The 25,237-nt window shown below is 60.6% G+C and carries 24 protein-coding genes and 1 pseudogene; 9 read left to right on the forward strand and 16 right to left on the reverse strand.

All coding sequences use genetic code 11. The features are described 5' to 3' along the window. Positions 1 to 31: 31 nt before the first annotated feature. Together OQE56_RS02995 and OQE56_RS03000 are read right to left on the reverse strand one after the other, a co-directional pair. Complete coding sequence (locus OQE56_RS02995) at positions 32 to 2,209, reverse strand: eCIS core domain-containing protein (protein WP_267221388.1); 2,178 nt, start codon at positions 2,207 to 2,209, stop codon at positions 32 to 34. Between the two features lie 316 nt (positions 2,210 to 2,525). Then, entirely contained in the window at positions 2,526 to 3,407 is an 882-nt protein-coding gene (locus OQE56_RS03000) for a LysR family transcriptional regulator (protein WP_267221390.1), read from the reverse strand. A gap of 249 nt (positions 3,408 to 3,656) precedes the next feature. On the opposite strand from OQE56_RS03000, the gene OQE56_RS03005 reads away from it, so the two are divergent. After that, on the forward strand, positions 3,657 to 4,730 hold the full coding sequence (locus OQE56_RS03005) for an alkene reductase (RefSeq protein ID WP_267221391.1): 1,074 nt from the start codon (positions 3,657 to 3,659) through the stop codon (positions 4,728 to 4,730). Between the two features lie 107 nt (positions 4,731 to 4,837). Here OQE56_RS03005 and OQE56_RS03010 read toward each other — a convergent pair whose 3' ends face one another. Then, a complete protein-coding gene (locus OQE56_RS03010) occupies positions 4,838 to 6,031 on the reverse strand; it encodes an FAD binding domain-containing protein (RefSeq protein WP_267221393.1) in 1,194 nt (397 codons plus the stop codon). Positions 6,032 to 6,135: 104 nt separating this feature from the next. Then, positions 6,136 to 7,056, reverse strand: a complete 921-nt coding sequence (locus tag OQE56_RS03015; protein ID WP_267221395.1) for a LysR family transcriptional regulator — start codon at positions 7,054 to 7,056, stop codon at positions 6,136 to 6,138. 104 nt (positions 7,057 to 7,160) lie between these two features. Here OQE56_RS03015 and OQE56_RS03020 point away from each other — a divergent pair, with 104 nt between their 5' ends. Both OQE56_RS03020 and OQE56_RS03025 read left to right on the forward strand, forming a co-directional pair. Further along, a complete protein-coding gene (locus OQE56_RS03020) occupies positions 7,161 to 7,826 on the forward strand; it encodes a DsbA family oxidoreductase (protein WP_267221397.1) in 666 nt (221 codons plus the stop codon). 205 nt (positions 7,827 to 8,031) lie between these two features. Continuing rightward, positions 8,032 to 9,228 carry an MFS transporter gene (locus OQE56_RS03025; RefSeq protein ID WP_267221399.1) on the forward strand — a complete coding sequence of 399 codons (1,197 nt, stop codon included), beginning with the start codon at positions 8,032 to 8,034 and terminating at the stop codon, positions 9,226 to 9,228. Between the two features lie 73 nt (positions 9,229 to 9,301). Here OQE56_RS03025 and OQE56_RS03030 read toward each other — a convergent pair whose 3' ends face one another. From OQE56_RS03030 to OQE56_RS03040, 3 genes are all read right to left on the reverse strand, one after another. Beyond that, complete coding sequence (locus OQE56_RS03030) at positions 9,302 to 9,601, reverse strand: hypothetical protein (RefSeq protein WP_267221401.1); 300 nt, start codon at positions 9,599 to 9,601, stop codon at positions 9,302 to 9,304. A gap of 255 nt (positions 9,602 to 9,856) precedes the next feature. Then, positions 9,857 to 10,486: a hydrolase gene (locus tag OQE56_RS03035; RefSeq protein WP_267221403.1), complete on the reverse strand. Its 630-nt coding sequence runs from the start codon at positions 10,484 to 10,486 to the stop codon at positions 9,857 to 9,859. A 345-nt stretch (positions 10,487 to 10,831) separates the two neighbouring features. Continuing rightward, entirely contained in the window at positions 10,832 to 11,746 is a 915-nt protein-coding gene (locus tag OQE56_RS03040; RefSeq protein ID WP_267221405.1) for a LysR substrate-binding domain-containing protein, read from the reverse strand. Between the two features lie 129 nt (positions 11,747 to 11,875). Between OQE56_RS03040 and OQE56_RS20125 the strand changes: the two are divergent. Together OQE56_RS20125 and OQE56_RS03045 are read left to right on the forward strand one after the other, a co-directional pair. Beyond that, positions 11,876 to 11,953: pseudogene (locus tag OQE56_RS20125) on the forward strand (twin-arginine translocation signal domain-containing protein); the annotation flags it as partial. A 55-nt stretch (positions 11,954 to 12,008) separates the two neighbouring features. Next, positions 12,009 to 12,632 carry an isochorismatase family protein gene (locus OQE56_RS03045; protein WP_267221407.1) on the forward strand — a complete coding sequence of 208 codons (624 nt, stop codon included), beginning with the start codon at positions 12,009 to 12,011 and terminating at the stop codon, positions 12,630 to 12,632. 71 nt (positions 12,633 to 12,703) lie between these two features. Here the strand turns inward: OQE56_RS03045 and OQE56_RS03050 are convergent, their stop codons facing one another. From OQE56_RS03050 to OQE56_RS03065, 4 genes are read right to left on the reverse strand one after another with little or no spacing between them, the layout of a single operon-like run. After that, the gene (locus OQE56_RS03050; RefSeq protein WP_267221408.1) at positions 12,704 to 13,447 is read right to left on the reverse strand and encodes an SDR family NAD(P)-dependent oxidoreductase; all 744 of its coding nucleotides are present in this window, start codon (positions 13,445 to 13,447) and stop codon (positions 12,704 to 12,706) included. A 3-nt stretch (positions 13,448 to 13,450) separates the two neighbouring features. Beyond that, positions 13,451 to 14,059, reverse strand: a complete 609-nt coding sequence (locus OQE56_RS03055; RefSeq protein ID WP_267221410.1) for an NADPH-dependent F420 reductase — start codon at positions 14,057 to 14,059, stop codon at positions 13,451 to 13,453. Positions 14,060 to 14,099: 40 nt separating this feature from the next. After that, complete coding sequence (locus OQE56_RS03060) at positions 14,100 to 14,546, reverse strand: DoxX family protein (RefSeq protein ID WP_267221412.1); 447 nt, start codon at positions 14,544 to 14,546, stop codon at positions 14,100 to 14,102. A gap of 51 nt (positions 14,547 to 14,597) precedes the next feature. Continuing rightward, on the reverse strand, positions 14,598 to 15,467 hold the full coding sequence (locus OQE56_RS03065; protein ID WP_267221414.1) for a pirin family protein: 870 nt from the start codon (positions 15,465 to 15,467) through the stop codon (positions 14,598 to 14,600). Positions 15,468 to 15,563: 96 nt separating this feature from the next. Here OQE56_RS03065 and OQE56_RS03070 point away from each other — a divergent pair, with 96 nt between their 5' ends. Next, complete coding sequence (locus OQE56_RS03070) at positions 15,564 to 16,448, forward strand: LysR family transcriptional regulator (RefSeq protein WP_267221416.1); 885 nt, start codon at positions 15,564 to 15,566, stop codon at positions 16,446 to 16,448. Between the two features lie 69 nt (positions 16,449 to 16,517). Here OQE56_RS03070 and OQE56_RS03075 read toward each other — a convergent pair whose 3' ends face one another. Further along, a complete protein-coding gene (locus OQE56_RS03075; protein WP_267221418.1) occupies positions 16,518 to 17,774 on the reverse strand; it encodes an MFS transporter in 1,257 nt (418 codons plus the stop codon). 58 nt (positions 17,775 to 17,832) lie between these two features. Then, entirely contained in the window at positions 17,833 to 19,554 is a 1,722-nt protein-coding gene (poxB, locus tag OQE56_RS03080; protein WP_267221421.1) for a ubiquinone-dependent pyruvate dehydrogenase, read from the reverse strand. Positions 19,555 to 20,118: 564 nt separating this feature from the next. Here poxB and OQE56_RS03085 point away from each other — a divergent pair. Next, positions 20,119 to 21,138 (forward strand): alpha/beta fold hydrolase, encoded by a 1,020-nt coding sequence (locus tag OQE56_RS03085; protein WP_267221425.1) that lies wholly within the window; start codon positions 20,119 to 20,121, stop codon positions 21,136 to 21,138. Between the two features lie 245 nt (positions 21,139 to 21,383). Then, positions 21,384 to 21,962, forward strand: coding sequence for a DUF4136 domain-containing protein (locus tag OQE56_RS03090; protein ID WP_267221427.1), 579 nt, complete (start codon positions 21,384 to 21,386; stop codon positions 21,960 to 21,962). A 62-nt stretch (positions 21,963 to 22,024) separates the two neighbouring features. On the opposite strand, the gene OQE56_RS03095 is transcribed toward OQE56_RS03090, so the two are convergent. The 3 genes from OQE56_RS03095 to OQE56_RS03105 form a co-directional block, all read right to left on the reverse strand. Beyond that, positions 22,025 to 22,690: a sensor histidine kinase gene (locus OQE56_RS03095; RefSeq protein ID WP_267221429.1), complete on the reverse strand. Its 666-nt coding sequence runs from the start codon at positions 22,688 to 22,690 to the stop codon at positions 22,025 to 22,027. 383 nt (positions 22,691 to 23,073) lie between these two features. Further along, the gene (locus OQE56_RS03100) at positions 23,074 to 23,829 is read right to left on the reverse strand and encodes an anti-sigma factor family protein (protein ID WP_267221431.1); all 756 of its coding nucleotides are present in this window, start codon (positions 23,827 to 23,829) and stop codon (positions 23,074 to 23,076) included. Continuing rightward, positions 23,826 to 24,335, reverse strand: a complete 510-nt coding sequence (locus OQE56_RS03105) for a sigma-70 family RNA polymerase sigma factor (RefSeq protein WP_267221433.1) — start codon at positions 24,333 to 24,335, stop codon at positions 23,826 to 23,828. Before OQE56_RS03105 ends, OQE56_RS03100 begins: the two co-directional genes overlap by 4 nt. A 255-nt stretch (positions 24,336 to 24,590) precedes the next feature. Between OQE56_RS03105 and OQE56_RS03110 the strand changes: the two genes are divergently transcribed. Further along, on the forward strand, positions 24,591 to 25,166 hold the full coding sequence (locus OQE56_RS03110; protein ID WP_267221435.1) for a hypothetical protein: 576 nt from the start codon (positions 24,591 to 24,593) through the stop codon (positions 25,164 to 25,166). Positions 25,167 to 25,237: the final 71 nt, after the last annotated feature.

The following is a 25,237-nucleotide window of genomic DNA, read 5'->3' on the forward strand; positions in this document are numbered from 1 at the left end:
CCAACACGGGCAGCAGCCTCAACGAAAGCCATCAATCGACGAAGCTGGTCGGGGTTCTCGGTTTCAGGATATCGGCCCAGTCATCGGCCGGGGCATTGAACTGCTTGACGACGCGAAGGTCGCGCTCCGTACTGCCTGTGATTGGCGCAACCTTGGGATCCCGTACGGCCAGTTCCAGCAGGAAACTTCGCTCCACATTGGCGTTGTCATGCGTACCACCAGGGAATTTGGCCGTCATCTCGGCCGACGTGGCGTTGGCTGTTTCGAAGGCAATGACTTGCGTCTCGGTCTTCAACGGATCGAGGAGATTCATAGCGGCAGAGAACTTGCGGGTGAACCCCTCCGACAAGGCAACGTCGATTTGCGAGACAGGATGCTTGGCCTCATCGGGCGACGCCGGGTCGACGTCGGTTTTCAAATGGACGGTCAACTTCTGGACCTTCGACCAAAAGGGCATCGATTTGTCGAAGCGCATGTTCGAGAAACTGGGCTGCGGCACCTTCCAGTCGTTCGGATTGCGGAACAACTGGACATAGATCAAATGCAGATTTAGCCCCAGCGCCCAGGTGCTATTTAGCTTTTCGTATGCGGCCTTGGCGCCTTCCTCGGCAGGTTTGCGGGACGGCGCCGTGACTCCGCCGACGGTAGTGCCCGCAGGAATAAAGGGCTGAAAAGTCGGCGGTGTAGTCGCTGGCGTGACCGGGAATGCGTTGTCGCTAGTCGGATCCAGGATGCGCCAAGGGACGACCTCAAAGTGCGCCGAATTGGCGAGTTTCTTGATATTCGGTTGCGACTGGAAGCCAGTCGCCGTGATGTAAAGATCGTCTTTGACGTCAGCGTTTCCCGCATGCAGGCTCTCATGAACGAGCGTCACTACGGAATCATTGTCATCAGGGCTGTCGATGACGTCGGGGCTGAGACGAATGATCTCGTGAAAACCAGTCAACCCACCCTGAGAGACCTCGCCTGAATAACCGGATCGATCGGTAACGATTTTGTTGGTGGTATTGAGTTTGTTCATCCATTTGCGGCCTTCGGCGTACTTTGCTTTGGCAGTGGCAAGGTTTGCGTCACCGAAGACCTGCTTGATGTTGGGGTCCTGAGCGCCCGAGGCAATCGTGTTGAAAATGGCGTCGGCGTTGGCGACCACCTTGGTGATGTTGGCCGCGTCTGGTGTCGCCGGTCGAGGCCCGGTATCGATCAGAGCCGGATCACCCAACTTGGCATCAGGGAAAAGCGCGACGATGGCCTTGGCCTGTCTGCTCAGTTGTTCCGCGCGCGGCAGCGCTTTGAAATCGGCCTCCGACAAGGGACCCAGACGATTGGTCAGCACCGTTGCCTGGTCAGCGGGCGAAAGCTCATCCATCGCGAGGGCGAGCACCCGCTCAGCGCCCGCTAAATCGGCGGCAATGTTTGCCGTCGATGCGAGAAGAGCGCCAAGGTTGGGTGGAATCCGCCGCAGCTGGATCACCGGTGAAGAAATGGTCATCGACGCGTCATTGGGATCGACATGTTGCATGTGTCGTCCTTTCCCTGGCGATGCGTCGAGCAGAGCTTCACTCGATTGTCCGCGCACCACGCGATCTGCCACTTCGTCAGCATGTCTTTCGTAGGCATCCCCCGCCTGCCCCACGCCACCGGCCATCTCCATGCGTGTGCGCTGCTGAATGACGTGAGCGGCTTCGTGTGCCGCAGTATGCAGGCTTGGTGCACGCGCAAATGTCACCGTCGATCCACGAGTGTATGCCTCCGCCCCGAGTGCAAGCGCTGCGGCCGCTGCTTCCCGACCCTTGTGCACGCGTACATGTGAGAGATCGTGGTGACCGAATGACTTTTGAATGGTCTCAAGGAAAGGAAGCGGCTCACCAAAGGGAGAGGCGTTGAACTGCGTTTGTCGCTCCCTGCGGGTTCGCTGCACTCCCACCGGATCACGATGCGCGCTCGTGGCATTTACCGAACGACTCGGCACAGGTGTGATGGGAATGCTCGCGACATCGAATGCATGGCCGGTCGCAACGGAGCCCCCGGTTTCCCCTTGCATCCCATCCAACACGAGCGCCTGGGATCGGGATGGATCGCCACCTACAGTCGAAGCATGCTCACGAGCTTGCTCATGCGCGGATCGGCCCTTGAGCAGATGAGCCGCCTGAGGTGGCCGCTGCGCCACCCCCTTCACGGTTCCAGACTGGATCCATTGGCGCGCACTCATGGCTGCGGCCTCTCAGAACATTCCGGTGCGATCCCCTTAAGCAAGTATACGTCGGATCCAGGCGGGCCATGCCGCACCACTAAGGAGTCCACGCTCAACTTTGGATAAGCAGGCGCTTGCCATGCTGTGATTCCGCCCATCGCGATGCGGCCCCGATGAAGAATGGGTGAAGGGCGCATCAACCCCCTCTGTCAGCAAAAGGGGACGGGTTTGTGGACTTCAGTATGCCGGCCCCAGTCAAAGGCAACTCGCCACGGCACCTATCCTGATGAGGTGACGCGGCCATCGTTTGGTCGGCCAAGGCGCGATGGCTGGCTCATGCGTTGGCCAGTCGTTCTTTCAGAAATTCAATGAAGCGCTGCGTCTTCGCTGGCAGCAAACGCGTTTCGGTCAATGCATAGACGGGAATCGGCTTGCCATGCCATTGCGGCAGCACGCGGACCAGCCGCCCTGCAGCCAGATCGTCGACGACCAGTTCTTCCGTCAACAGGACGACCCCCATCCCCATCCCCAGGGTCGCCAGACGACAAATCAGGCCGACGTTGTTGACCGTGAAACGACTATGGGTCGCGATCTCGATGGCATCCTTTCCGCGATGTAATACCCATGGCCGGTCTTTCAGAATGTTCAGGCATTCGTGGTGTTCAAGATCGGCGGGCCTCTCGGGCTGCCCTGCGCGCGCCAGGTAATCCGGCGACGCGTAAAGGTGCGGAACAAAGGAAGCCAGCGGGCGAGCGATGAGATGCGAATTTTCTGGCTCGCCGATACGGATCGCCACATCGAAAGGTTCGCTGACGAGATCGACTTGCCGTGGGGTCAGGTCGAAATCGAAGCTGATGCCCGGATAGCGCGCCGCAAACTCAGCCATCAGCGGCGCCACATAGATCGTGGCGAAATCCACGGGCAGTGAGGCACGCAGCAGGCCGCTCGGCTGGGCGAGCATGTCACCGAGTTCCTGATGGGCGAGCTTGGCTTCATCGACGATGCGCTTACACCGCTCGAAGTAAATCTGGCCCGCCTCGGTCAACTCGACTTTGCGCGTCGTGCGGTGGAGCAAGCGCAGTCCAATCGCCTTCTCCAGCGCGCTGATGCGGCGCGAGAGTGTGGAATTCGGAACCCCGGTCGCTTCGGACGCCCCGCGAAAACCTCGGGCTTTGACGACTTCCACGAACAACGCCATGTCGTTGAGGATTTCCACGAAATTGCTCCATGAATGGATCAATGTAATCCAATATACCTCCTTTATCCCGCCAGTGAGTTGGCTGCATGATCTCCCTGCCCCGAAATCCAGGAGATCGTCGCAAGGCCAGACAACGATGCGAGCAAGCCGCTACCGGCTCCGGCCAACGCATTGCCCTGCCTTTGCCCCCCCCTTTCGGCGCGCTGCCTGCTCGCACAACGCGCCACGCGCGGTCGTTCCAAACACGTCACTGTTGAGGACTTCATGATGACTCGTCTGTTCCAACCCGTTCGCCTCGGCGACTACACCTTGCAAAACCGCCTGGCCATGGCGCCCATGACGCGCAGCCGCGCCGAGTTCGATGGCACACCGGGCGCATTGGCGGCGGAGTACTACGCGCAGCGCGCCGATCTCGGCTTGATCGTTACCGAGGGCACGCAGCCATCGGACGATGGCCAGGGCTATCTCACGACACCAGGCATATACACCGCCGCTCACGTCGAGGGTTGGCGAAAGATCACCTCCGCCGTGCATGCCAAGGGTTCGCATATCTTTATCCAGCTCATGCATGCCGGGCGCATGTCGCATCCCGACAACACGCCGCATCACCGCCAGGCCGTCGCGCCGTCTGCGATTGCTCCCGGTGCACCGATGTTCACGGTGAAAGGCATGCAGGACATTCCCGTGCCGCGCGCGCTCACCTTGAACGACATTCGCCAGACCATCGCTGACTTCCGGCACGCTGCGCGGCGTGCGATCGAAGCCGGTGCTGACGGCATCGAAATCCATGGCGCCAATGCCTATCTCGTGCACCAGTTTCTCGCCCCGAGCGCCAATGTGCGGACGGACGAATACGGCGGCTCCATCGAAAATCGTGCACGCTTCGCCATCGAAGTGGCTGCTGCCATCGCCGATGAAATCGGCGCCGACCGGACGGCCATCCGCCTGTCGCCCGGCACGACCATGTGGGGCATCGACGAAGGCGCCGATGGCCCGGATCTCTATCGCTACCTGGTGGCCGAACTCGATCGGCTGGGACTTGCCTACCTGCACATCATGCATTTGGGTAACGAGGGCTTGCTCGCCGATCTGCGCAATCTGTGGACGCGCGCGTTGATCCTCAGTCGCCCCGGACGCCCACGCGAGCAGATCGGGTCGGACATCGTCTCGGGCCTGGCCGATCTGGAAGCCTACGGTCAGCTGGTGCTCGCCAATCCGGATTTCCTCTCCCGCTTGCGGACCGATGCGCCCATGAACGATGCCGACCCCAGAACGTTCTTTGGCGGCGGCGCGGAAGGCTATGTCGACTACCCCTTGCTGAGCGAAGCCACCGCAGCCTGAGCACGATCAATGCACCCGGGAAATCCGCAAGGACGCGGTGAATCCCGGGCGTTCGTTTCAACTAGTACGTGCGTGCATCTGTGGCGTCTGACCACGCCGGCCCGTCTTCAACCCACCAATGCATCCGGCGGGCGGTGGAAGAGAAGATAGTTGCCCGTCTCCGTACCTTGCCGGCGCAGTGCCTTGCCCAGCGCCACCTGAGCCGGCTCCCAGCGTGCCAGTGCCCCCTGAATGTCATCGGGCGACGCTTTCAGCGCGTCTGCAAGTTGCAGCGCGTTGGCGGCCGCCTTGGCCGTACTGGCCGCAGTGTGCGGACGAGGAATGGCCGCAGCGTCACCGAGCAGCACGACGCGACCCGAAACCAGGTGATCGGCCGCCAGGTCACGAATGGCCTGGGCAAACGGCTCGGCCGTCGCCTCGACCATGGCACGAAACGGTGGCGGCAGCAGGGCTTCGGCCTCACGGTGCAAGTGCGCTTTCCACTGCGGCGCGAGCATGCCTTCGGGAATCGAGAAGTCACGCTGGCGTCCGGTGCGGTCAACCATGATGTCCCTCAGCAGCTTGTCATCCGCCACGCGATACCACACCCAGTTGTAGAGGCGATGACCGGGACGCACATCGTTGTTCTCGCCAGGCACCAGGTAGCCCAGAATGTGCGAGCCCACGTTGTTCGCGAAACCAAAATCGCCGTGCAGATCGTGTCGCGCGACAGATGGCATGGTGTTCTCGGGCGACAGTCCGCGCCAGGCCAGATAGCCGGCGTAAACAGGCTTCACGTCGGGCCACAACAGCAATCGCACGGTTGAATTGCCGCCATCGGCGCCGATGAGAAGGTCGCCTGTTTCGCTGGTGCCGTCCGCAAAGTGTGCCGTTACGGCTCCTTGCGCCGGATCCTGCTCAATCCGCACCAGTGTTTTCGCCTGATGGTAGTGCGCGTCGCCGAATGCCTTTCTCAGGGTCGTATAGATCAACGACCACGACGTCTGCGTTTGCGGCGCAAAGTGCTTGGAGCGAATCGTTCCATCGGGCTGGAACGTCGTTCGGAAGGTCGATTGAACACCCAGGTCCATCGCAGCAAGGTCAACGCCGATCCGCCGGAATACCTCCACGACATCAGGTTGCAGCACGATGCCACCGCCTCGACTATCGAGGTCGTGCGCGGAGCGTTCGTAGATGTCCACGTCCCAGCCGATCCGGCGCAACAGATTGCCGGCGAACAATCCGCCAAGCGACCCGCCAATAACGATGGCGCGACGTGAGGCGCGGGAGGAATCGGGATTGGTCGTCAGCTGCGCGGGCATGGGTGTCTCCTGAGGGGTGGCTTACTGTGCCCTCCCTCGAGGTGGCGATCATCCACCCTCCCCGCTCAGGTGCTTTGCGTTCGGCGCAAAGGCGCGCGACGTGCTCAGGCGTGCTTGTCCCAATACGGAGGCGAGCCGAAGTGCTGGACGAGGAAGTCGAGGAACGCGGCAATCTTCTTCGAGCCGCGACGGTTGGGTAGATAGACGGCCCACACCGCGCCCTCGCTTGCGCCCGGCGTGGGCGCCCAGGACTCCAACACGGGAAGGAGTCTTCCCGCCGCCAGGTCATGGCCAACCAACCAGGTAGGCATCAGCAGCAACCCCGCGCCGCCAATTGCTGCCTCGCGCAGAAGCTCGGAGCCGTTGGCGCGCAGGTTGCCGGTGACGGGTACTTTCACAGTCTTGCCATCGCGCGCCAGTGTCCATGTGCTTTCGCCGCTGAGGTAATCGAACAGCAGGCAGTTATGGCGACTCAGGTCCTCTGGCTCCATCGGTGTGCCGCGCTCGCCAAGATAGTCGGGGCTCGCGCAAATCACGCGCCGATGTGGCGCAAGCTTGCGTGCGATCAGGTTGGGGGTAGCTAGCGAACCCAGGCGGATGGCGATGTCGATCCTGTCTTCGACCAGGTTCATCATCGTGTCCGTCAGCCGGATCTCGAGCCTGATGCCTGGATACTCGCGGAAGAATGCAGGCAACGCGGGAGCTACGTGCAAAGTGCCGAAGGCCACCGGCATGGTCACCCTGAGCAGTCCGCTCGGTGGGCCTGCCAACTCGCTGGCCGTGCGATCTGCACTCTCCAGTTCCTCAAGGATTCTCCGGGCGTCCTCGTAATACTGCGTGCCGGCTTCCGTCAGGGAGACGGTGCGCGTGGAGCGGTTCATGAGCAGCGTGCCCAGGCTTTCCTCCAGCGAATTCACCTGGCGGGTAAGCGACGAAGGTGCCACACCCAGGCGCCGCGCCGCCGGCGCGAAGCCGCCGTGCTCGACCACTGCGACGAATGCGCTCAATGCTCCGAATCGATCCATGCACCACCTTTGCGCCTCATGCAAAGAACCTCTCTCACTTTACTGGATTATCACTGCGAAACCTCAGGCGCAGACTTCCTCCATCACTGGACTGGAGTTTTGCCATGACCCTCACGATCACGATCACTTCCGACTTCATCTGCCCCTGGTGCCTGGTCGGGGAGCGCCGCCTGGAGCGGGCGTTGGCGACCCTGCCCGACCACGTCACGGTGGAGCGGCACTGGCGTCCGTTTGAACTCAACCCGGATATGCCTGCCGCTGGCATGGATCGCAAAGCGTATCGAACGATCAAGTTCGGCAGCTGGGAGCGAAGCCAGGCACTGGATTCGCAAACCGTCAACGCCGCGAAAGGCGATGGCGTCGCTTTCAACTATGCCGCCATCGCCAAGACACCGAACACGCTGCTCGCTCATCGCCTGATGTGGCTTGCCGGGAAGGAAGGCCGCGCCAACGCATTGGCAACTGCAATCTTCTCCGCGTATTTCGAACAAGGCCGCGATATCGGCGACATCGGCACGCTTGCCGACGTGGCGACCGAAACGGGCATGGATCGCGCCAAAATCGTTGCGTTTCTGGCTGGCGACGAAGGTACCGCCGAAGTGTCTGAAGCTGAGCAGGCTGCACACGCACAGCGCACCCGTGGCGTTCCCCTGTTCGATATCGAAGGCGAGTTGATCAGCGGCGCCCAGCCGCCTGAAGTATTCGCGGCGGCACTGCAACGTGCCGTGGCTCGCAATGAAAGTTGCGCTACAGGCTTCTGCACCGCCTGACCGAACTACCCAGGGTGACGCGCGAGGAATGCGCGTCACCGTCACCTGACTGGGTCTCTTACTGCACTCGATCGGGTAGTGCCAGCCACATGGACGAATGCTACACATCGCGCATGGCGCATTGACGTACTCGTCGCTTCTGGTGAACCCCGCAAGGGGCAACAACCCGTCTCTCCACTTTTCTTCTGCACCGGACTTTTTTGCCATGACTGCACATCAAGGCTCAACACCGTCGCTGTCCAAGGGAACGCTGTTCGCCATGGCCCTGGCCGCCGGTCTGGCCGTCGCCAACATCTATTACAACCAGCCCATGCTCGACCTCATGAGGCGCAGTCTTGGTGACGTCCGGGTCAGTGGCTGGATCCCTACGCTCACCCAACTTGGCTACGCCGCCGGGCTGCTGTTCCTGTTGCCTCTGGGCGACATGTTCGAACGCCGCCGGCTGATCGTCGTGCAATTCCTCGTGCTGGCCGCCGCCCTGCTGCTTACCGCGGTGGCGCCGGGACTGGCCATGCTGGCGTTGGCCTCCGTACTGGTGGGCGCCACGGCTACGGTTGCGCAGCAGATCGTGCCATTTGCCACCATCCTTGCTGCACCGGAAAAACGTGGCGCGGCGATCGGCAGCGTGATGAGCGGCCTGCTGACAGGCATCCTGCTCAGCCGCACCCTGGCGGGCCTGATTTCCAGTGCGATGGGCTGGCGTGCGATGTTCTGGCTGGCCGCTCCGGTCGCGATCCTTGGCGCCGTGCTCATGGCACGTACGCTGCCTGCGCATCATCCTCGCCACGCCTTGCGCTATGGCGAAGTGCTGGCTTCGCTCGGCAAGCTTTGGACAGGCGAACCTCTGCTCAGGCGCGCATCCGTAACGCAGGCGCTGTTGTTCGGCTCTTTCTCGGCGTTCTGGACCGTGCTTGCACTTCGTCTTGCCCAGCCTCCGCTGAACTTTGGCCCGGCCGTGGCCGGACTATTTGGCGTCGTGGGTGCTGTTGGCGTGGCTATGGCGCCTGTCGCTGGACGCGTTGCCGATCGCAAGGGACCTGCCCCCGTCATCGCCCTCGGCGCCGCTGCCACCATCATTGCCTGGGCGATCTTTGCGTTTGCGCCAGGTTTGTGGGGCCTGATCGCTGGCGTGATCGTGCTCGACTTTGGCGTGCAGATCGCGCTGGTGTCGAACCAGCATCTGATCTATGGGATCCACCCCGAATACAAGAGCCGCCTCAACACCCTCTTCATGACCACCATGTTCATCGGCGGCGCGGTTGGCTCGTTCGTATCGTCGTGGGCTTGGGAGAGGTTCGGCTGGATGGGTGTAGCCGTGCTGGGCGGCTTGCTGCCCGTCGGCGCCCTGCTCATGAGCCTGATGCATTGGCGGCCTGAGCGCACCGTTGGTGTAACGGAGTAGATGCGCTGCGGACGTTGCTGGCGTGAAGATCCAAAGCGGCGGTTCGCTGAGCGAACCACCGCTTTTGTTTTGATTAGTCGCGTTGCCCCAGGATGATGTCCCGCAGGAAACGGTCCAACGGATCATTCTTGCCCGCGCACACCATGTCATAGGCGGTGAGGCCACCGAACTCGGCAATGGCTTCATTGGCAAACCACGCCATGGCGACAGTCGGATCGGGCTCGACGGCAAGTACGAGTTCCACGGTCCGCGCCCAATCGGCAATGGACGCAGGCGTGCGCATGTGATGCAACCACAGGGGCACGACGTTGGACGGCCGGAGATGTTCCTCGATGGCGGAGGCCTGCGTCTCGTTTCGAGACTGGATGGTCATGTCTAACATCTGGCCGGAACCTTTGGGATGAGCCCACTCGCTTGAGCAGCACTGGGTCTATGGAAAGCGATGAAACTTCGGCGCAACTTCGCTGTGACCCGGCTCGCTTTGACAGCGTAGCCAGTCAGCAATAGATGAGACTCTCAGGCAAAGCCGATCACCGGCCCGCATGCCTTCGCCGCAGGCACGGACACTTCGATGGCCGCCAAGGCAGGTGTCGCTACGGCGGCCGGCGCTGCAACTCGGGGCGATGGCTTAAACGGGGTGGATCATGTCCCGCGCGTAGCTAAGCCCAATGCCGTAGCCACCTCCGTGCGCCTCGACGATCGCTCGCGCACCGTCGTAGGTATCGTGGCGCGTCCAGTCGCGCTGCAGCTCAAGCAAGACCTGAATCCAGGATGTCAGCGTCACGCCGGCAGCCTCCATGCGGCGCAACGCCAGCTCATGGCTGCTTTCGGTGAGGCCGCCGCAAGCGTCCGCGATAACGAAGACCTCGAACCCTTCGGCCTGCGCCGAAAGCGCGCAGAACGAGATGCAGGCTTCGGTCAGCATTCCCGCGATGAGCAGGCGCTTGCGCCCGGTCGCGATGACGGCCGATCGTGCCGTATCGTCTTCCCATACGTTCATGCTGCGCCGTTCGATGGCTTTGACATCGGGTATCACGGCCTGGACCTGCGGCATCAACGGGCCGCTGTACACCTTGCTGGCCGATGTGCTCGCCACGACCGGCAGCTTGAACACGCCGGCCGTGCTTGCAACCGCAATCAAATTGTCCCGAAGTACCTGCCGATCCATGGAGCCTACGCCAAACGCTAGTCCTGCCTGCACGTCGGCGAGCAACAGGGCGCAATCGGCCGGTGTGATGAGTGGCAACGGGCTGGTCATCTGCATGTCCTCGCTAAGCGGCTGGAATTCGTTACTGGCTGCGCAGCTCGGCGCGTCGCGCCCTACACCGCGATAATGTCCGTGATGACGTCATTCGCAGCTAGACCGATCCGGGCTTGCTCGTGTACCCAATCAGGTACGAACGATGCCACGCGGTGTGCGGCAGTGACGTGAATGCTCGTCCGAAGGAATATTCGTGACGATCATTCCCTCCGCTCGATCGCCGGTAAATCTTCCGCTTACCTGGCGCACCGATGCCGCCGCTGGTCGCCGCGTCACGGGTATCTCGTGGCCATGAAAGACTGTCACTCCATCCAGCATGCCTTTGTTGGCATTGGCCAAAGCTCAAAGGGAAACGGCTTTGGGAAACTCAGCCACCAGATGATCCACAAAGGCACGGACAGCTGGCAGCAGACCATGGCGAGCCGGTATCAAGGTAGTGATTGTCGAGTCGCCTGCCTGCCAGTCCGGAAGTACACGAGCCATCTTCCCCGACCGAATCTCTTCGCGGCAGGTATATCCGGGTAGCGCAACAATACCCAGGCCGTCGAGCGCCGCCTGTTTCAAGGAAATAATGTCGTCACTGAGTAGTCGCGGGGTGAGCGGCATGATCAGTTCCTTCCGCGCACCCCGCACAGGTCGGCTCAGGTGCCAGGCAGGAGCGACACCGCTTCGCATCATGAACAGCGAGGCATGCTGGGCAAGGTCTTGAGGTGTCGCCGGCGTACCGACACGATTTAGATAGTCCACGCCCGCAAACAGAAACCAGGGCGCCGGCGCCAGAGTGCGTTGAACCAGGCTGGAATCTGGCAATGGATTGGAATGGGCGCGAATGGCGACATCGAAGTTCTCGCCGATCAGATCAACGCTTCGATCGGTGGCGTGCTGGACGACATTGACCTTGGGGTACTTCGCGATGAAGTCGCCCACCATCTTCCGCATTGCGAACTGCGCCGTGATCACCCCCGTGGTAAAGCGGACCGTACCCGAGGGCTCCAGCAATCGTTGGCGGATGACGCTTTCCGCTTGCTCGGCCTGCTGAAGCATCCCCACGGCATGCTGGTAGAACTCTTTGCCGGCCTCCGTCATGCCAAAGCGGCGAGAGGTTCGATTCAACAGACGAACTTCCAGATCACGCTCGAGCCGCTGTATTCGGCCACTGAGGGTTGATTTGGGTATGCGCAGCGTTCGCTCGGCTGCGGTGAACCCACCCCGGTCCACGACCTGGACGAAATAGTAGAAGTCATTCAAGTCCAGCATGACGCCCCCATCGTTCGGTTTTTCGGATGATACATCCGAGTTAGGGCGACTTCTCAGACGATGGTGCGGGCCTTAGCTTTGGCTGCATGGTGAAGCCATCTGTCGCCGCGAGACCACTGTGGCAACTCGATGGAGCTCGCAAAGGATCGACGTTCGTTTCTTCAGCAGACCGGCCTCGGGGCTGCCGCGGCGGCTGTCTTCGCCGCACCCCATGGCGGTCCTCACGGTTCAATCACCCCACAAAAGCAGAGCGGAGACTTCCATGTCCAACTCATTCGTAGCGTATACCCCCGTCACGCAGGACAACTCGGCCCTGGTTCTGGTCGACCACCAGGTGGGTCTCATGACCGGCGTCCGCGACTATTCCACGGGCGAGCTCAAGCACAACGTCGTGGCGCTTGCGAAAGCGGCCCGCATTCTGAATCTCCCCATCGTCGTCACCACGACAGCACGGGACAGCATGTGGGGCCCCACGTTTCCCGAACTCGTCGAGGCCTTGCCCGGCATCCAGATCATCGATCGTTCCTCGGTCAACGCGTGGGATGACCATCGTGTCGCCGCCGCTATAGAAGCAACCGGCCGCAAGAAGCTGATCTTTGCCGGCATCTCGCTGGAAGTTTGCGCGGCGCTTCCCGCCATGACTGCCATCAGCAAGGGGTACGAGTCATATGTCGCGGTGGATGCCTCTGGGACCTTTAGCGAGACCAAGCGCCAGGCGGGGTTGCTCCGCATGCAACAGGCCGGTGTCATCCTTTCCGACTACGGCACGCTTATGGTCGAGATACTCAAGGACAACGCGCGCCCGGAAGCCGGTCCGGTGTACAGCGCCATGGATATGCCGTGGGCCGTACTCGTGGGCCAGATCGCCAAGGCATACGGCAAATAACGAGCTGCCCCCTGCCCCGGTGTTATCGCCCGGAGCGTGAACTCCAGGCGATCATCGCCAGAACCTGGCGATTAGCCCACACGATACTGACCACCATCCACGACAATGGCCTGCCCGGTGATAAAGGCCGCATCGTCGCCCGTCAGAAACAACACCGCACCCGTGATGTCTTCGGGTTCACCCAATCGCTTGATCGCCTGCTGTTCCCATGTCGAGCGCTTTTGCTCATCTGATTGCGCTGCGGTTGCCAGAGTGTTGGTCAGGCCGGGAAGCAGCGCGTTGGCGGTAATGCCATCGCTTGCGACATCGTTGGCCAACCCGCGCATGAATCCAATAATCGCCATCTTTGATGCGATGTAGTGACTCATGCCGGGTATGGCCAGACCAACCATGTTCGACGAGATACCGACGAAGCGACCCCACTTCTTCTTCCTCATGGCTGGCAGGAAGTACTTCGCGCTCAAGAAGTGGGAGTCCAGGTTCGTTGCCATGGTCTTTCGCCACGTCGGCAGGTCCAGCTCGTCAATGGACCGATTCGGAAAGTAGCCGGCGTTGTTCACGACGATATCGACATCACCGATCTCGCGGCTCTGAAGGAGCACCGAGTGCCAATCTTCTTCACGTGTCACATCGAGTGGCAGTGCGATGGCGCTCGCCCCGATGTTGCGGACGGTTGCCTCCGGGGCCGCGAGATCGGTCGCGATCACTCGCGCGCCTCGTTTTGCCAGCGCCATGGCTATCGCTTGCCCGATGCCCTGGCCTGCACCGGTCACCAGCGCTGTCTTTCCTTCATGGGTTCTCGAGGCGTTGTTCATGGCTTACTCCCGCGGGCGGGATTCTTGGATCAAGCTGTGCATCGTCAGCGGGCCGCCGAACTGCTGTAGCAAACCACCTTGGTCAAGACGGCCCAAAGTGATGGGGCTGAAGCCCAGCGTCGTGACGAGCGACGCGACCTTCTCATTGGCGTCGGTGTGGTCGCCTGAAACGAAGATCGTGCGATGGCCACCATTTCGGCGCGGCTCATCCGCGAGCACCGCCGCCGGCAGCGTATTGAACGCTTTCACTACCTTGGCGCCTTTGAATTGCGCCGACAGCACCTGACTGGAGGGGCGCCCGCCAAGGTCCATGGGCTTGAACGCGGGAAACTCGATCGCATTGGTGGCATCCACCACGATCTTGCCGGACCAATCGTTGCGCAGTTGGGCGACATCACCCGCTGCTCCGAAGGGGACGGCAAGGATAATCACGTCGGCATTCAGCGCATTTGAAATTTCGGCGGCGCTTACGGTGGGATTGAAAGCTTTCAGTTCGCCTGCCAGTGAGGCAGGTCCGCGGCGATTGGCAATGACGGCCTTGATGTTGCTGCGTGCAAATTGTTTGGCAAGGGCGCCGCCAATGGCGCCCGATCCGATGATGGCGTAGCTCATGAGAGTTCTCCTGAAGAACGAATGGATGGGACGGGATGGATCAGCGCGACTTGTTGTCGAGGCTGAGCGGGCCTGCGCCGTTGACGGTGAGCAGAAGGAAGGCGCCGGCGATCGACACGTTCTTCATAAACATGATCATCTGCATCTGATCGGCGAAGTTGGTGTGAAACAGGAAGCCGGTCAGCAAGGTAAAGCCGGCCAACAGGAACGAAACGATGCGGGTTTTCCAGCCGAGAATGATGGCGAGGGAACCCAGCACTTCAGTGGCAATCACCAGCGGAAGCACGCCGCCGGGTACGCCAACAGACGCCATGTAGCCAGCAGTAGCCGTGTAGGCCGTGATCTTGCCCATGCCCGAAAGAAGGAACAGTCCAGCAATCAGGAATCGCCCCACCAGCTCAGTGGTGCTCTTGAGGGTGAGGCTCGACGGGGCGCGTTCGTTGTCGATGGATGACGCGTAAGTGGCGGTTTCGATCTTAGTGCTCATGATGGATTCTCCGATTGGAATGGGTAGGCGATAGAGACGAACAGCTAGGACTTACTTCAGACGGCCGGCGGCACGCAGCCGCTGGCCGATGCGTACGATTTCCGCCTCGCCGTCGGCGAGTGCGCGAACGTTGGTGTGGACGGAGTACTTGCCCATCACCAGGGGATACGGATGCTTTACGGCGGCGCCGAGTACGAAGGACACGTCGTCTTGCGCCACCACATCGATGGCATGGCCGGATTCTTCAAAGATGACGAGGTCGCCAGCAGTGAGGCCCTCGGGCATGGTGGTCGTGCCCTTGTGCAAGGCCATCCACGCCACGGTCTCGTTCGGGTTCGGCTGAAAGCGCCAGTGCTCGCCCGCCTTCAGGCGCACATGCAGATAGGTGATGCCTGCGGGAGCACGAATCGGGCTGGCCGCGCCCTGGTAATGCCCGAGCAGCACCCGCGCCGGACCCACGGCAGGCACCTCTTCCGGAGCAATGTTCTGGCTTTCCGGAACACCGTTTTCCTGATCCGGCGGCAGCGTCACCCAGAGCTGGAAGAACTCCACGGGCGTGTCACCAACGACACTGCCGTCGTGCCACACGCCGCCCGCTGCCTTCATCCACTCCAGTCCGCCCGTCAGCACTTCGCCCTGCTTGCCGGTGGTGTCCTCGTAGGTCACACGCCCCGTCAGCACGGCCGTCAAAGTGGCGATACCCGAATGCGGGTGGATGCCGAACAACGGGACGTCTGAAGGTGGCAGCACGCCGCTATCCAGAAACACGAACGGCTTGATCCACTGACCCAGATCGGACGGGCTGACAAGCCGGGTGATGGGGCCATGGTGGTAACCCGTGGTCACCGTGCGGATCTTGCGCGGTTGGGTGGCTCGCTCGTCGACCAGATCGGATTTGGGAAAGGAAGCAACGGCGTTCATAGGGGCGTCCTCGTCTGCGATGGACAAAGGCTAGGCCTTGTCCGTACATCCGAATAGCCTATATATTTCGATTAAATCTATCGTTTTGGACGATATATGCTTGACGCCGTCACGCTGGACCAGCTCCGCACCTTCATTGCCGCGGCCGAGGAAGGCAGCTTTTCTGCCGCGGGCCGCAAGCTGCGACGTGCGCAATCGGTGGTGAGCCAGACGCTGCTCAATCTCGAAGCGCAACTAGGCGTCACGCTGTTCGATCGCAGCGAACGCTATCCCAAGCTCACCGAAGCAGGCGTGGCGCTGCTGACCGAAGCGCGTGGCGTGGCGGATCAGATGGACGGCTTCAAGGCGCGCGCCCGCTCGATGAAGGAAGGCCTTGAGCCCGAACTCTCCGTAGCGGTCGACGTGATGTATCCCATGGAAGGACTCACGCGTGCTGCTGGCCATTGCCGCGAGTTCTTCCCCAACACACCATTGCGCGTCTATGTCGAAGCACTGGGCGGCGTCATACGGCCGGTAATCGACGGCGTGTGCCGCATTGGCATCGTGGGTTCGCTGCCGGTGATACCCGACGAGCTCTCATCGGAGCCGCTGATCGATCTTCCCATGGTCACCGTGGTCGCGCCGTCACACCCGCTGGCGAAGCACAAAGGTGTCATCAGCAAGAAGCTCATCGAAAAGCAGGTGCAACTGATACTGACGGATCGCACCCCACTGTCAGAAGGGCGAACCTTTGGTGTGCTTTCACCGTTGACATGGCGCCTTGCCGACCTCGGCGCGAAGCATGCGTTCTTGATGGCGGGACTGGGCTGGGGACACATGCCCTTGCACATGGTCAAGAAGGATATCGACGCGGGAACCCTGCTGAGAATCAACGTCGAGGGCGTCGCTCGCGACGCGTTCCTGCCCATGCACATCGTCTATCGCAAGGACGCACTGCCAGGGCCGACTGGCCGCGCCTTTATCTCTCAATTGCGGTTCTGACGACGTCTCGAACTGCATAAGCCACGCCGTTCGGCGTCGATCGAAAGCGGACGACCCGAGGCGGTCGCGTCATCGGTTTATGTTTCCCTGCCCGGTTTCTTTGAGAGCAAGGGAAACAAGTAGAGCCAAGGTGATGATTGCGATCCAAAATACCCCCGCATGGCGAAAATGTTCTGCGGGATCAGCGTTGATGGCACCCAGTGTCTTGCCAAAATGGCTCGCGAATATCGGACCAATCAAGGCCGTTACGCTGAAGGTGAGAAAATTGATTCCGCCTGTGGCACTGCCCTTCACTCGATCCGGATTGACTTCCTTGATGATGGTGTAAGGGATCATGGCGGCACCAGAAGCCACGCCAAAGATGAGCAGGGTCAGCCATGCGGGCAGAAGTGCGGGCAGATAGGTCAGCTGGGCCACGCATAGCAACATCACCACAATGCCTCCGGCCAGCGCTGGCTTCCGTCGATGCAACATATCGGCGAGCCAACCGAGTAATGGGCAACCGATGAACCAACCCAGCGGCACCATGGACGCTGCAAAGACGGCACTCTGGTAGGTGAATAACTTGTCTTCCTGAAAAAAGCGCACGCCCCAGACCATGTCGCCAATGGTGGTCGGCACGAACAGCAGGCCCGCGACCAGGCCACACAAATACGACTGCGGGTTTGAGAACACGATCTTGTAGGTGTCGAGCAGCCCCAACACACCACTTTCCGCAGCGGCGGTGCGAGGCTCCCTCGGCGTAAGCACAAGCAAGATCGCGCCGGTAACGAGCACAAGCACGCCCAGCAACACCCAGAAGCTCGCCACCGACATGACCCCGTGAATCAGCGGTCCGACGGCGATCTGTCCCGCGGATCCGCCAAGCATGCCCAGGCACTGCGTGAGACCGATGGCGGTGGCCAATCGCTGTGCGGAAAAGCCGTGACTCGCAAGATATACCGCACCAGTGAAGGCGAATGCGGAACCGGCGCCCTGAAGAAGGCGACCGACATTGCCAGCCGCCACCTGAGGTACTGCAAAAAGAAGACACCCCAGACCAAGAATGGCCATACCCGCCGGTACCACGTACTTGGCGCCCAGCCGATCGAGAAGTACGCCAGCGATCAGGCTGGTGGTGGCGTATGTGTAGTAGTAGGTGCCAAGGATCGAGCTGACACCAAGCGCGTTAACTCCAAACGCCTGCGAAAGCTCCGGGATCATGACCGCAGGCGCCGAGCGGCCGGCATACTCCAGGAAATAGAAGATCAGCGCACACCCCCAGGCGATGGCGAACGCCCGTGTCTGTGGCTGCGGAATCGCAGAGGACGAGGATACGCTGCTCACGGGAATGCTCCTGTGGTGACAAGGCAGGGTCGCGCTTACCCCTGCCCTTGCCGGTGGCTCAACGTCCGAAAGCGGTGCGCGCCAATTCGACTATTTCGTTGGCCTCACCGTTAAGCACCGCCTTCATCATCCAGACGCTGAAACCCTTTGCCTGCTCCAGCGTAATCTTCGGAGGCATGACCAGTTCCAGCGGATCGGTGACCACCTCAACGACTGCAGGACCATCATGGGCGAAAGCCTGCTTGACGGCATCGGCGAGCTCCGAGGGGTTCTCCACCCGAACGCCATAGATACCCGCCCCTTCAGCGATCTTGGCGAAGCTCGGATTGTCCAGATGCGTACCCACGGGTAGAAATCCGCCCGCCTTCATTTCGATATCGACGAACCCAAGAAGGCTGTTGTTGAAGATCACGATCTTCACCGGCAATTTCGACTGCCGCAGGGTGAGCAGGTCGCCCATCAGCATGCTGAAGCCGCCATCGCCCGACATGGAAATGACTTGTCGACCTGGAAAGGCAACTTGCGCACCAATGGCCTGAGGCATGGCATTGGCCATAGAGCCGTGCAGAAAAGACCCGAGCAGCCTGCGCTTGCCATTGACGCGCAGATAGCGCGCAGCCCATACCGTCGGCTCGCCGACGTCGCAGGTAACGATGGCATCCTCGCTGGCCAGGTCGCTGACCACTTTCGCTACCAGCTGCGGATGTATGCCGCGCTTGGAGGCGTGACCGACGGCCAGGGCATCCAGGTCAGCACGGGCCTTTTTGTAGTGATCGACCGCTATGCTGAGATGTGACTCATCTGCTTTTTCCGACACGCGATCCAGCAGACGCTTCAGCGCCTCGGGCACGTCACCGATCACTCCCAGATCAAGGCGGCACCGCTTGCCGAGATTCTCGCCGCGAATGTCGATCTGCGCGATCTTCGCTTTCTCAGGATAGAACTGGCGATAGGGAAAATCCGTGCCAAGCATCAGCAGCGTGTCGCACGCCAACATGGCGTAGTAGCCCGATGAAAATCCGATCAACCCGGTCATGCCGACGTCGAACGGGTTGTCCCACTCGACATGTTCCTTGCCGCGCATGGCGTGCACGACCGGCGCCTTGAGCTTGGATGCCAGCGCAACCACTTCGTCGTGCGCACCCGCGCATCCTGCGCCACACAACAGAGTTACCCGTTTGCCTGCATTAAGTAGCGTCGCCAGCGCGTCGATGTCCTCATCCTGCGCCAGTACCTTAGGTAGCCGGGGAATCAGCTGCGATGCCGGCTTGCGGCTGCCCGCTTCGCGCAGTGCCACATCGCCAGGGATAACGATGACCGCCACGCCCTGCTTGCTGATGGCCTCGCGAATGGCCGTTTCGACGATGCGGGGAACGTGATCCGCGTCGCTGATCAGCTCGGCGTAGTGACTGCACTCCTTGAAGAGGGTTTGCGGGTGGGTTTCTTGAAAATAGCCAGAACCGATCTCCGTACTGGGAATGTGTGCGGCGATGGCAACTACCGGCACACGATTGCGATGGCAGTCGAACAGACCGTTGATGAGATGAAGATTTCCAGGGCCACAACTGCCGGCGCATACGGCCAGTTTCCCGGTCAGTTGCGCATCAGCACCCGCAGCAAACGCCGCAACCTCTTCATGCCGGACCGGGATCCATTGCGTGCGCTTGTGCGCCCGCAGAGCGTCGGTGATGCCATTCAACGAGTCGCCAACCAGTCCATAGATGCGCTCCACACCAGCCGCTTCCAACGTTTCAACCAGTCTCTCGGCAACAGTAGTCATGATCACCTCCATGGGCGAGGGACCAGATTGGCATCCCCTCAGAGCGTTTATTCACCACGTCATAGCAAGCCTTGGCCAGCCCTGTTCGCGGATGTTCGCACTCACATCCTGGCGACGGCCCGCAGGCAGTGAGAGTCATAAATCGTCTCACCCCAATAGTGATGGCTAAGAGAACAGGGCTACTCCTGCCAGAAGCCGGACTTCAGATCTTCGTGAGAAATTGCGCGCCAGGTGAGCGTTCGGAGAGCCGTTGTTCCAAAGTGCACGCCCGAGTCGATCAGCCCGTGAGCGCCAGGCAGCAAGAGGCGCCCCAACTCGAGCGGTGAGTTTTGTATCGTAGTGTTTCAGAGCCCTTCCGCTACACGCTTCGATACCTTTTGACGTTCTTCCGGACACAGCCGACATACGTCGCTGCGGTTTCCTATGTACATCGGCCTGACGCTCACCGCTGATGGGGGTAACGGCCAATCTCACAGTGATGACTATCGCCTCATCAAGGCGGTCGTCTACGCGCTCTAAGACCACCCTGCTCTTTCAATCACGCACGCATTCAAGGAGATCACCGTGAAGTACGCACCTTTGGCCATTGCCGCCGCCTTTGCCCTCAGCCTTACCAGCCTTGCTTCGGTCGTACGCGCCGAAGACCAGCCAGCTCATCCGTCCAATGCACTCACTGCGTCGCAAGATCCCTGGGGTCCGCTGAAGCATGTCCATGCCGGCGTACTGGACGTTGCTTATGCCGAGATGGGGCCGGCCAACGGTCCGGTGGTGATTCTTCTGCATGGGTGGCCCTATGACATCCATAGCTTTGAACAGGTTGCGCCCGCGCTGGCGGCGAAAGGCTACCGGGTACTCGTTCCCTATACGCGTGGATACGGTGACACGCGGTTCCTGTCCGACAGCACCGAGCGCAATGGTGAGCCCGCTGCCGTAGCCCAGGACGTCATCGACTTCATGGATGCCTTGCAGATCAAGCGCGCGGTGCTGGGCGGCTTTGACTGGGGTGCACGTTCGGCGGATATCGTCGCAACCCTGTGGCCGAACCGCGTAAAAGCACTGGTGACCGTGAGTGGCTACCTTATCGGCAGCCAGGAATCCGGCGAGACCCCTCTGCCGCCCAAGGCGGAGCTGCAGTGGTGGTATCAGTATTACTTCGCCACTGAGCGCGGTCGCCTCGGCTATGACAAAAACCGTCACGACTTCGCGAAGTTGATCTGGCAGCTTGCCTCACCGAAGTGGAACTTTGACGACGCCACCTTCGAACGCAGTGCGGCTGCGCTGAACAATCCGGATCACGTCGCCATCACCATTCATAACTATCGCTGGCGCTTGAATCTGGCCAAGGGCGAAACGAAGTACGAAGCCCTGGAAAAGAAACTCGCCCAACTCCCTGCCATCACGGTGCCGACGATCGCCCTGGAAGGTGATGCGAATGGCGCGCCGCACCCGCAGCCCGAAGCCTATGCCAAGAAGTTCACAGGCAAGTATCAGTTCCGCCTGATTACCGGCGGCATCGGCCATAACCTTCCGGAAGAGGCACCGCAGGCGTTCACGCAGGCTGTCATCGATGCTGATCACCTGTAACACGGATCGAATGGCCCTGTAGTTCAGCGTCACGCTAAACCACCGTGCGATCGGATCGGAATAGAAACTCGGTGGGCGTCAGCCCACCGGGACGATCACTGGGCTCGCGGTGACAGCCGATCAGCCATCATTTCGGTATCCGGCGTCTCCCCCTCATACATTTCGGGGTGTTCAGAGGCGCAAGGCGACACACGCGCAAGGCGTTACCGCGCCCTTCCCGCGCACCTTCAAATAGAGAAACGTCCATGCGTCTATTTCGATACCTTGTTCCGCTTAGCGCTGTCCTGCTCGGCGCCTGTTCGACGTTCAGCGTCAGCAATCAATGGAAAGATCCATCCTGGAACGGGCCGTCCGCCGATAACGTTCTGGTCGTTGGCATCACCAAGAGCGACACCTATCGCCATATCTTCGAAGATACGTTTGTTCAGCAGTTGCAGGCCGCTGGCGTCCAGGCCAGGCAGAGCTACTCACAGTCCCCCGCAGGCGTTACTTCAGAGAAACTGGGTGACGTGATCAAGAGCACGGGCGCCCAGGTGGTTCTTACGACACGCGTGCAGCGCGTCGAGCAAAAGCTCAGCGTTACCCCGGGTGTCCCGGAGTCGGGTGGCTTTTACGGCTGGTATGGCGGGGCATGGGCATCAACCCCCGATGTCACCCAATACGACGCTGTCACGCTTGAAACCACTGCGTGGGACATGAAGACTCAGAAAATTGTCTGGGCGGTGACGACCGAGGGCGTAGGCACCAGCAATATCACCCGGGCTACGCAGGATCTGGCGAAGACCATCATTCCGAAGCTCAAGGCGGACGGCATCATCCGATGACCCTGTGGCGGGGGTTGGAGAACATCCAGCCTCCTCCTCGCATATCCGAACGAATCACCCTTTCAGGGCAGCGTAATGGTTGCCGTCAGGCCGCCGCCGCTGCGATTAGACAGCATCAAATGGCCATCGAGCGAGCTTATCAATTGAGCGGCAATAGCCAGTCCAAGGCCCGCCCCGCCGACGTCACTGTTGCGCGAGGCTGCAGCCCGATAAAACGGCTGAAGCACTCTTTCAAGTTCGCCTTCAGGAATGCCAGGGCCTCGGTCAGACACGCTCACACATAAGGCACCACCTGCATCCCGATGCGCGCTGATTTCGGCAGCTCCGCCATACTTGATGGCGTTATCAATCAGATTGCCTAGTACGCGCCGAAGCGCCTGAGGACAGGCCATGATCGGACCGCTGACGGTGGTGAAAAGCGTGACCGGCCGGCCTGTGTCCTGGTAGTCGGACGCAAGGCTTTCCAGAAACGCGACCGGGCACATTTTGACCCGTACTGCCGCGCCACTGAGTGTGCCTCGCGCATAAGACAGGCATTGGCGAACCAGCTGTTCCATTTCGCGCAGATCGTCGACGATCCTCTGCTGCTCCGTGGATGCTTCCATCTTCTCGACGCGCAGACGCATGCGCGTGATCGGTGTCTGCAAATCGTGCGATATCGATGCAAGTATCTTCGAGTGCTCCTCAAGACGGTCGCTGATGCGATCCTGCATGGTGCCCAAGACCATGGCAGCCTCCGTCTTCTGGTGAGCCATACCATGCGACCGATCGGCCAGGCGCTCGGCGCAAGTTATGCATACGCTGAAAGAAGCGCCGTGAGTTACAGCGGCGGACTTACGTGTCATCGATTCATCCTCTGACGTAGATCTGTACATGACGACGAGTTGAGTGCCGTACCGGTAGCCGATGACAGGTCGTCATGCAATCGGTCAAGGTCGGCCCACTGTCTGGCAGCCTCGTTACCGCCCAGCGCCTGATAAGACGCAGCGAGGCATCAACTTATTCCCTTCGCACGGGGATCTTTGAAGGCAGCTCGCAGCCACCCGAAGGCGTGAGTGCACCGACGAGAATTAGCTCGCCTTGAGATGCGTTCGACCGCTCCGGTCGAACGTTAACTGCCGAGTTGGAGAGCAGCCTCGAGCTCTTCTATCCGTGGATCACTAGCCTTTGCGACCACGGCATAGCCATAGCCTCGCCTGTACCAGTATTTAGCCAGCAGGCCGCCGTCGTTGCGCGTGCCGCGAGTACCTTCCGAATAATGCTTGTTCGGCCGTATGTAGAGACTCACCCGCTCGCCGTCACGATCTTGATAAAAAATCAAAGCAGCGGGGCCTTCCGCAGTGGCGAGCAGTCGTCCGCCCAGCAAATCAAAGCCCTCTGAACGCAGATCGGGAAATGAAACGGACGTGCCCAATCGATTTGATAACCACTGCTGGAGGTGGTCGACGTTCTCGGCACCCATTTCCACAGGGCGATTGCGATCGGTAGCAAACACGCGATAAGCCTCGACCGCGTCAGCCATCGGTGCGGGCGCCAGGTTCATGCTACGAAGTTGCCAGCCACTCAACCCGCCGGCACCTATCGCGAGAAAGAAGGCCGCAGCCGCTGCCATGCGCACACGCGAACGGGCGCGCAAGCGGCGACGTACTGCCGCCGGATCAAGACGCGGCTGAGGTGGCCGCGTCACGGTCCCAGCCAGCTCGGTGCGCAGAAAGTCGACGTCGCGCCGCCAGCGAGCCACCTGCCCCGCCACATCGGGATGGCTCGCAAGATATGCCTCGACTTCGGCACGACGCGAGGCATCCAGCGCCCCGTCCACGTACGCGTGCAGCTCTTCTTCAGTCGGCGGAACAGGTAGGTTGTTCATCGGGCTATCCGCAATACGGGCTGGGGGGTATCACCGTCGGTTATCGAGCGAAAGGCTTTGCGTGCGCGCGATAGTCGTGACATGACGGTACCTATAGGCACATCAAGTGTGGCTGCAATGTCCTGGTAGCTCATGCCCTCGATCGACACGAGCAAAAGCACGGCACGCTGATCGGGCGGCAATTGTTCGAGCGCGGCGAGTGACGTGCGCGCCTGCAAGGTGTCCTCTGCCGAAGGCGCCAGTTCGGGCTCATCATGCAGGCAATCGAGCCAGCGGTTAATGCGCGCGGAATGCCGCTTGCCGTCGATAAATAGCCGATAGAGGATCGAGCAAAGCCAGCTATAGAGGTTCCCGCCAATACTGCGCGAGTGCCATTTCAATAGCGCCCTTTCCATGCAGGACTGCACCAGGTCGTCCGCGGCATGGGCGTCCCGGGTCAATCCGAGCGCGAATCGCCGCAATTGGGGCAGCAGAGTTCGCAGCTCATCGTCATCGATGTCATGCATGTGCAAGGTCCTGCTGGCAACCAGCATATCGCGTAAGACGACCAGGCGAGCTGATTTATTCCTTGGGTTTGTTAAATCTCCTTCCTGAGAGGAATAAAGGCAGGAGCGCGAGCGTCCTTTAGGGAATACGCCATGGGCGTAGCCCGGAATAGAAGGTATGCGGGCAAGGTGTCCTGGGCCAGGTGATCTGGCGTCGGACCATCGTTGGCGGCTCGCGAGCGTTGCGGGCCGACATCAATCGCAAGAAAACAACTTATGAAAAAGGTCGGCAGCAAGACGATGTTAAAACGTTCGATTAACACTCAGACGTGGCTACTAGCGGGACTCGTAGCCATCACGATCAATACGGTGCTGCTGTACCTCGCCGCGCAATGCGGATTGGACACCGGCAACGGCGTCTTGCTACGGCTCATCCGTCCCTGGACAGGCCCCGTGCTCGACCGTACCGGATTGGCACATGCATGGATGGCTACCGGCCTTTCAGGTCCCGAATCCCACGCATTCATGATGGGGTTTCATTTCTTCATCGGCATGTTGATGGCCTGGGCATATGCCTACGGCGAACGTCTTGTGCGTTGGAATGCCTGGACCAAAGGCCTCGTCTATGCCGCTGCCGTGTATGCGGCGAACGCCTTGGTTGTATTTCCACTCTTGGGCGAAGGTATTGCCGGAAGCCGCGTTTTATCGGTAGTCGGCCAAACCTATTTCGCCTTCGCGCATACCTGTTTTTTCGTGATCCTGGCGTTGTGTTATGACCGATGGCAACAATGGGTCGCCGCGTCGGGCACCTCGCCTGGCAAAACGCTGGTACTGCCTCACAGTCAAAGATGAGCCCGCACCGGCAGCGAGTGGACGATGTCCAACCAGCCTGCCCTTGAGATACGACGCCAGCCGGCCAAATC

The organism is Dyella silvae, assembly GCF_026421305.1.
Classification (GTDB): domain Bacteria; phylum Pseudomonadota; class Gammaproteobacteria; order Xanthomonadales; family Rhodanobacteraceae; genus Dyella; species Dyella silvae.

Excerpts from the sequence above, each read along its gene's own strand:
- OQE56_RS02995 (WP_267221388.1), bottom strand. The coding sequence starts at position 2,209 with ATGAGTGCGCGCCAATGGATCCAGTCTGGAACCGTGAAGGGGGTGGCG.
- OQE56_RS03005 (WP_267221391.1), top strand. The coding sequence starts at position 3,657 with ATGACTCGTCTGTTCCAACCCGTTCGCCTCGGCGACTACACCTTGCAA.
- OQE56_RS03010 (WP_267221393.1), bottom strand. The coding sequence starts at position 6,031 with ATGCCCGCGCAGCTGACGACCAATCCCGATTCCTCCCGCGCCTCACGT.
- OQE56_RS03015 (WP_267221395.1), bottom strand. The coding sequence starts at position 7,056 with ATGGATCGATTCGGAGCATTGAGCGCATTCGTCGCAGTGGTCGAGCAC.
- OQE56_RS03020 (WP_267221397.1), top strand. The coding sequence starts at position 7,161 with ATGACCCTCACGATCACGATCACTTCCGACTTCATCTGCCCCTGGTGC.
- OQE56_RS03025 (WP_267221399.1), top strand. The coding sequence starts at position 8,032 with ATGACTGCACATCAAGGCTCAACACCGTCGCTGTCCAAGGGAACGCTG.
- OQE56_RS03030 (WP_267221401.1), bottom strand. The coding sequence starts at position 9,601 with ATGACCATCCAGTCTCGAAACGAGACGCAGGCCTCCGCCATCGAGGAA.
- OQE56_RS03035 (WP_267221403.1), bottom strand. The coding sequence starts at position 10,486 with ATGACCAGCCCGTTGCCACTCATCACACCGGCCGATTGCGCCCTGTTG.
- OQE56_RS03040 (WP_267221405.1), bottom strand. The coding sequence starts at position 11,746 with ATGCTGGACTTGAATGACTTCTACTATTTCGTCCAGGTCGTGGACCGG.
- OQE56_RS03045 (WP_267221407.1), top strand. The coding sequence starts at position 12,009 with ATGTCCAACTCATTCGTAGCGTATACCCCCGTCACGCAGGACAACTCG.
- OQE56_RS03050 (WP_267221408.1), bottom strand. The coding sequence starts at position 13,447 with ATGAACAACGCCTCGAGAACCCATGAAGGAAAGACAGCGCTGGTGACC.
- OQE56_RS03055 (WP_267221410.1), bottom strand. The coding sequence starts at position 14,059 with ATGAGCTACGCCATCATCGGATCGGGCGCCATTGGCGGCGCCCTTGCC.
- OQE56_RS03060 (WP_267221412.1), bottom strand. The coding sequence starts at position 14,546 with ATGAGCACTAAGATCGAAACCGCCACTTACGCGTCATCCATCGACAAC.
- OQE56_RS03065 (WP_267221414.1), bottom strand. The coding sequence starts at position 15,467 with ATGAACGCCGTTGCTTCCTTTCCCAAATCCGATCTGGTCGACGAGCGA.
- OQE56_RS03070 (WP_267221416.1), top strand. The coding sequence starts at position 15,564 with ATGCTTGACGCCGTCACGCTGGACCAGCTCCGCACCTTCATTGCCGCG.
- poxB (WP_267221421.1), bottom strand. The coding sequence starts at position 19,554 with ATGACTACTGTTGCCGAGAGACTGGTTGAAACGTTGGAAGCGGCTGGT.
- OQE56_RS03090 (WP_267221427.1), top strand. The coding sequence starts at position 21,384 with ATGCGTCTATTTCGATACCTTGTTCCGCTTAGCGCTGTCCTGCTCGGC.
- OQE56_RS03095 (WP_267221429.1), bottom strand. The coding sequence starts at position 22,690 with ATGGTCTTGGGCACCATGCAGGATCGCATCAGCGACCGTCTTGAGGAG.
- OQE56_RS03100 (WP_267221431.1), bottom strand. The coding sequence starts at position 23,829 with ATGAACAACCTACCTGTTCCGCCGACTGAAGAAGAGCTGCACGCGTAC.
- OQE56_RS03105 (WP_267221433.1), bottom strand. The coding sequence starts at position 24,335 with ATGCATGACATCGATGACGATGAGCTGCGAACTCTGCTGCCCCAATTG.
- OQE56_RS03110 (WP_267221435.1), top strand. The coding sequence starts at position 24,591 with ATGAAAAAGGTCGGCAGCAAGACGATGTTAAAACGTTCGATTAACACT.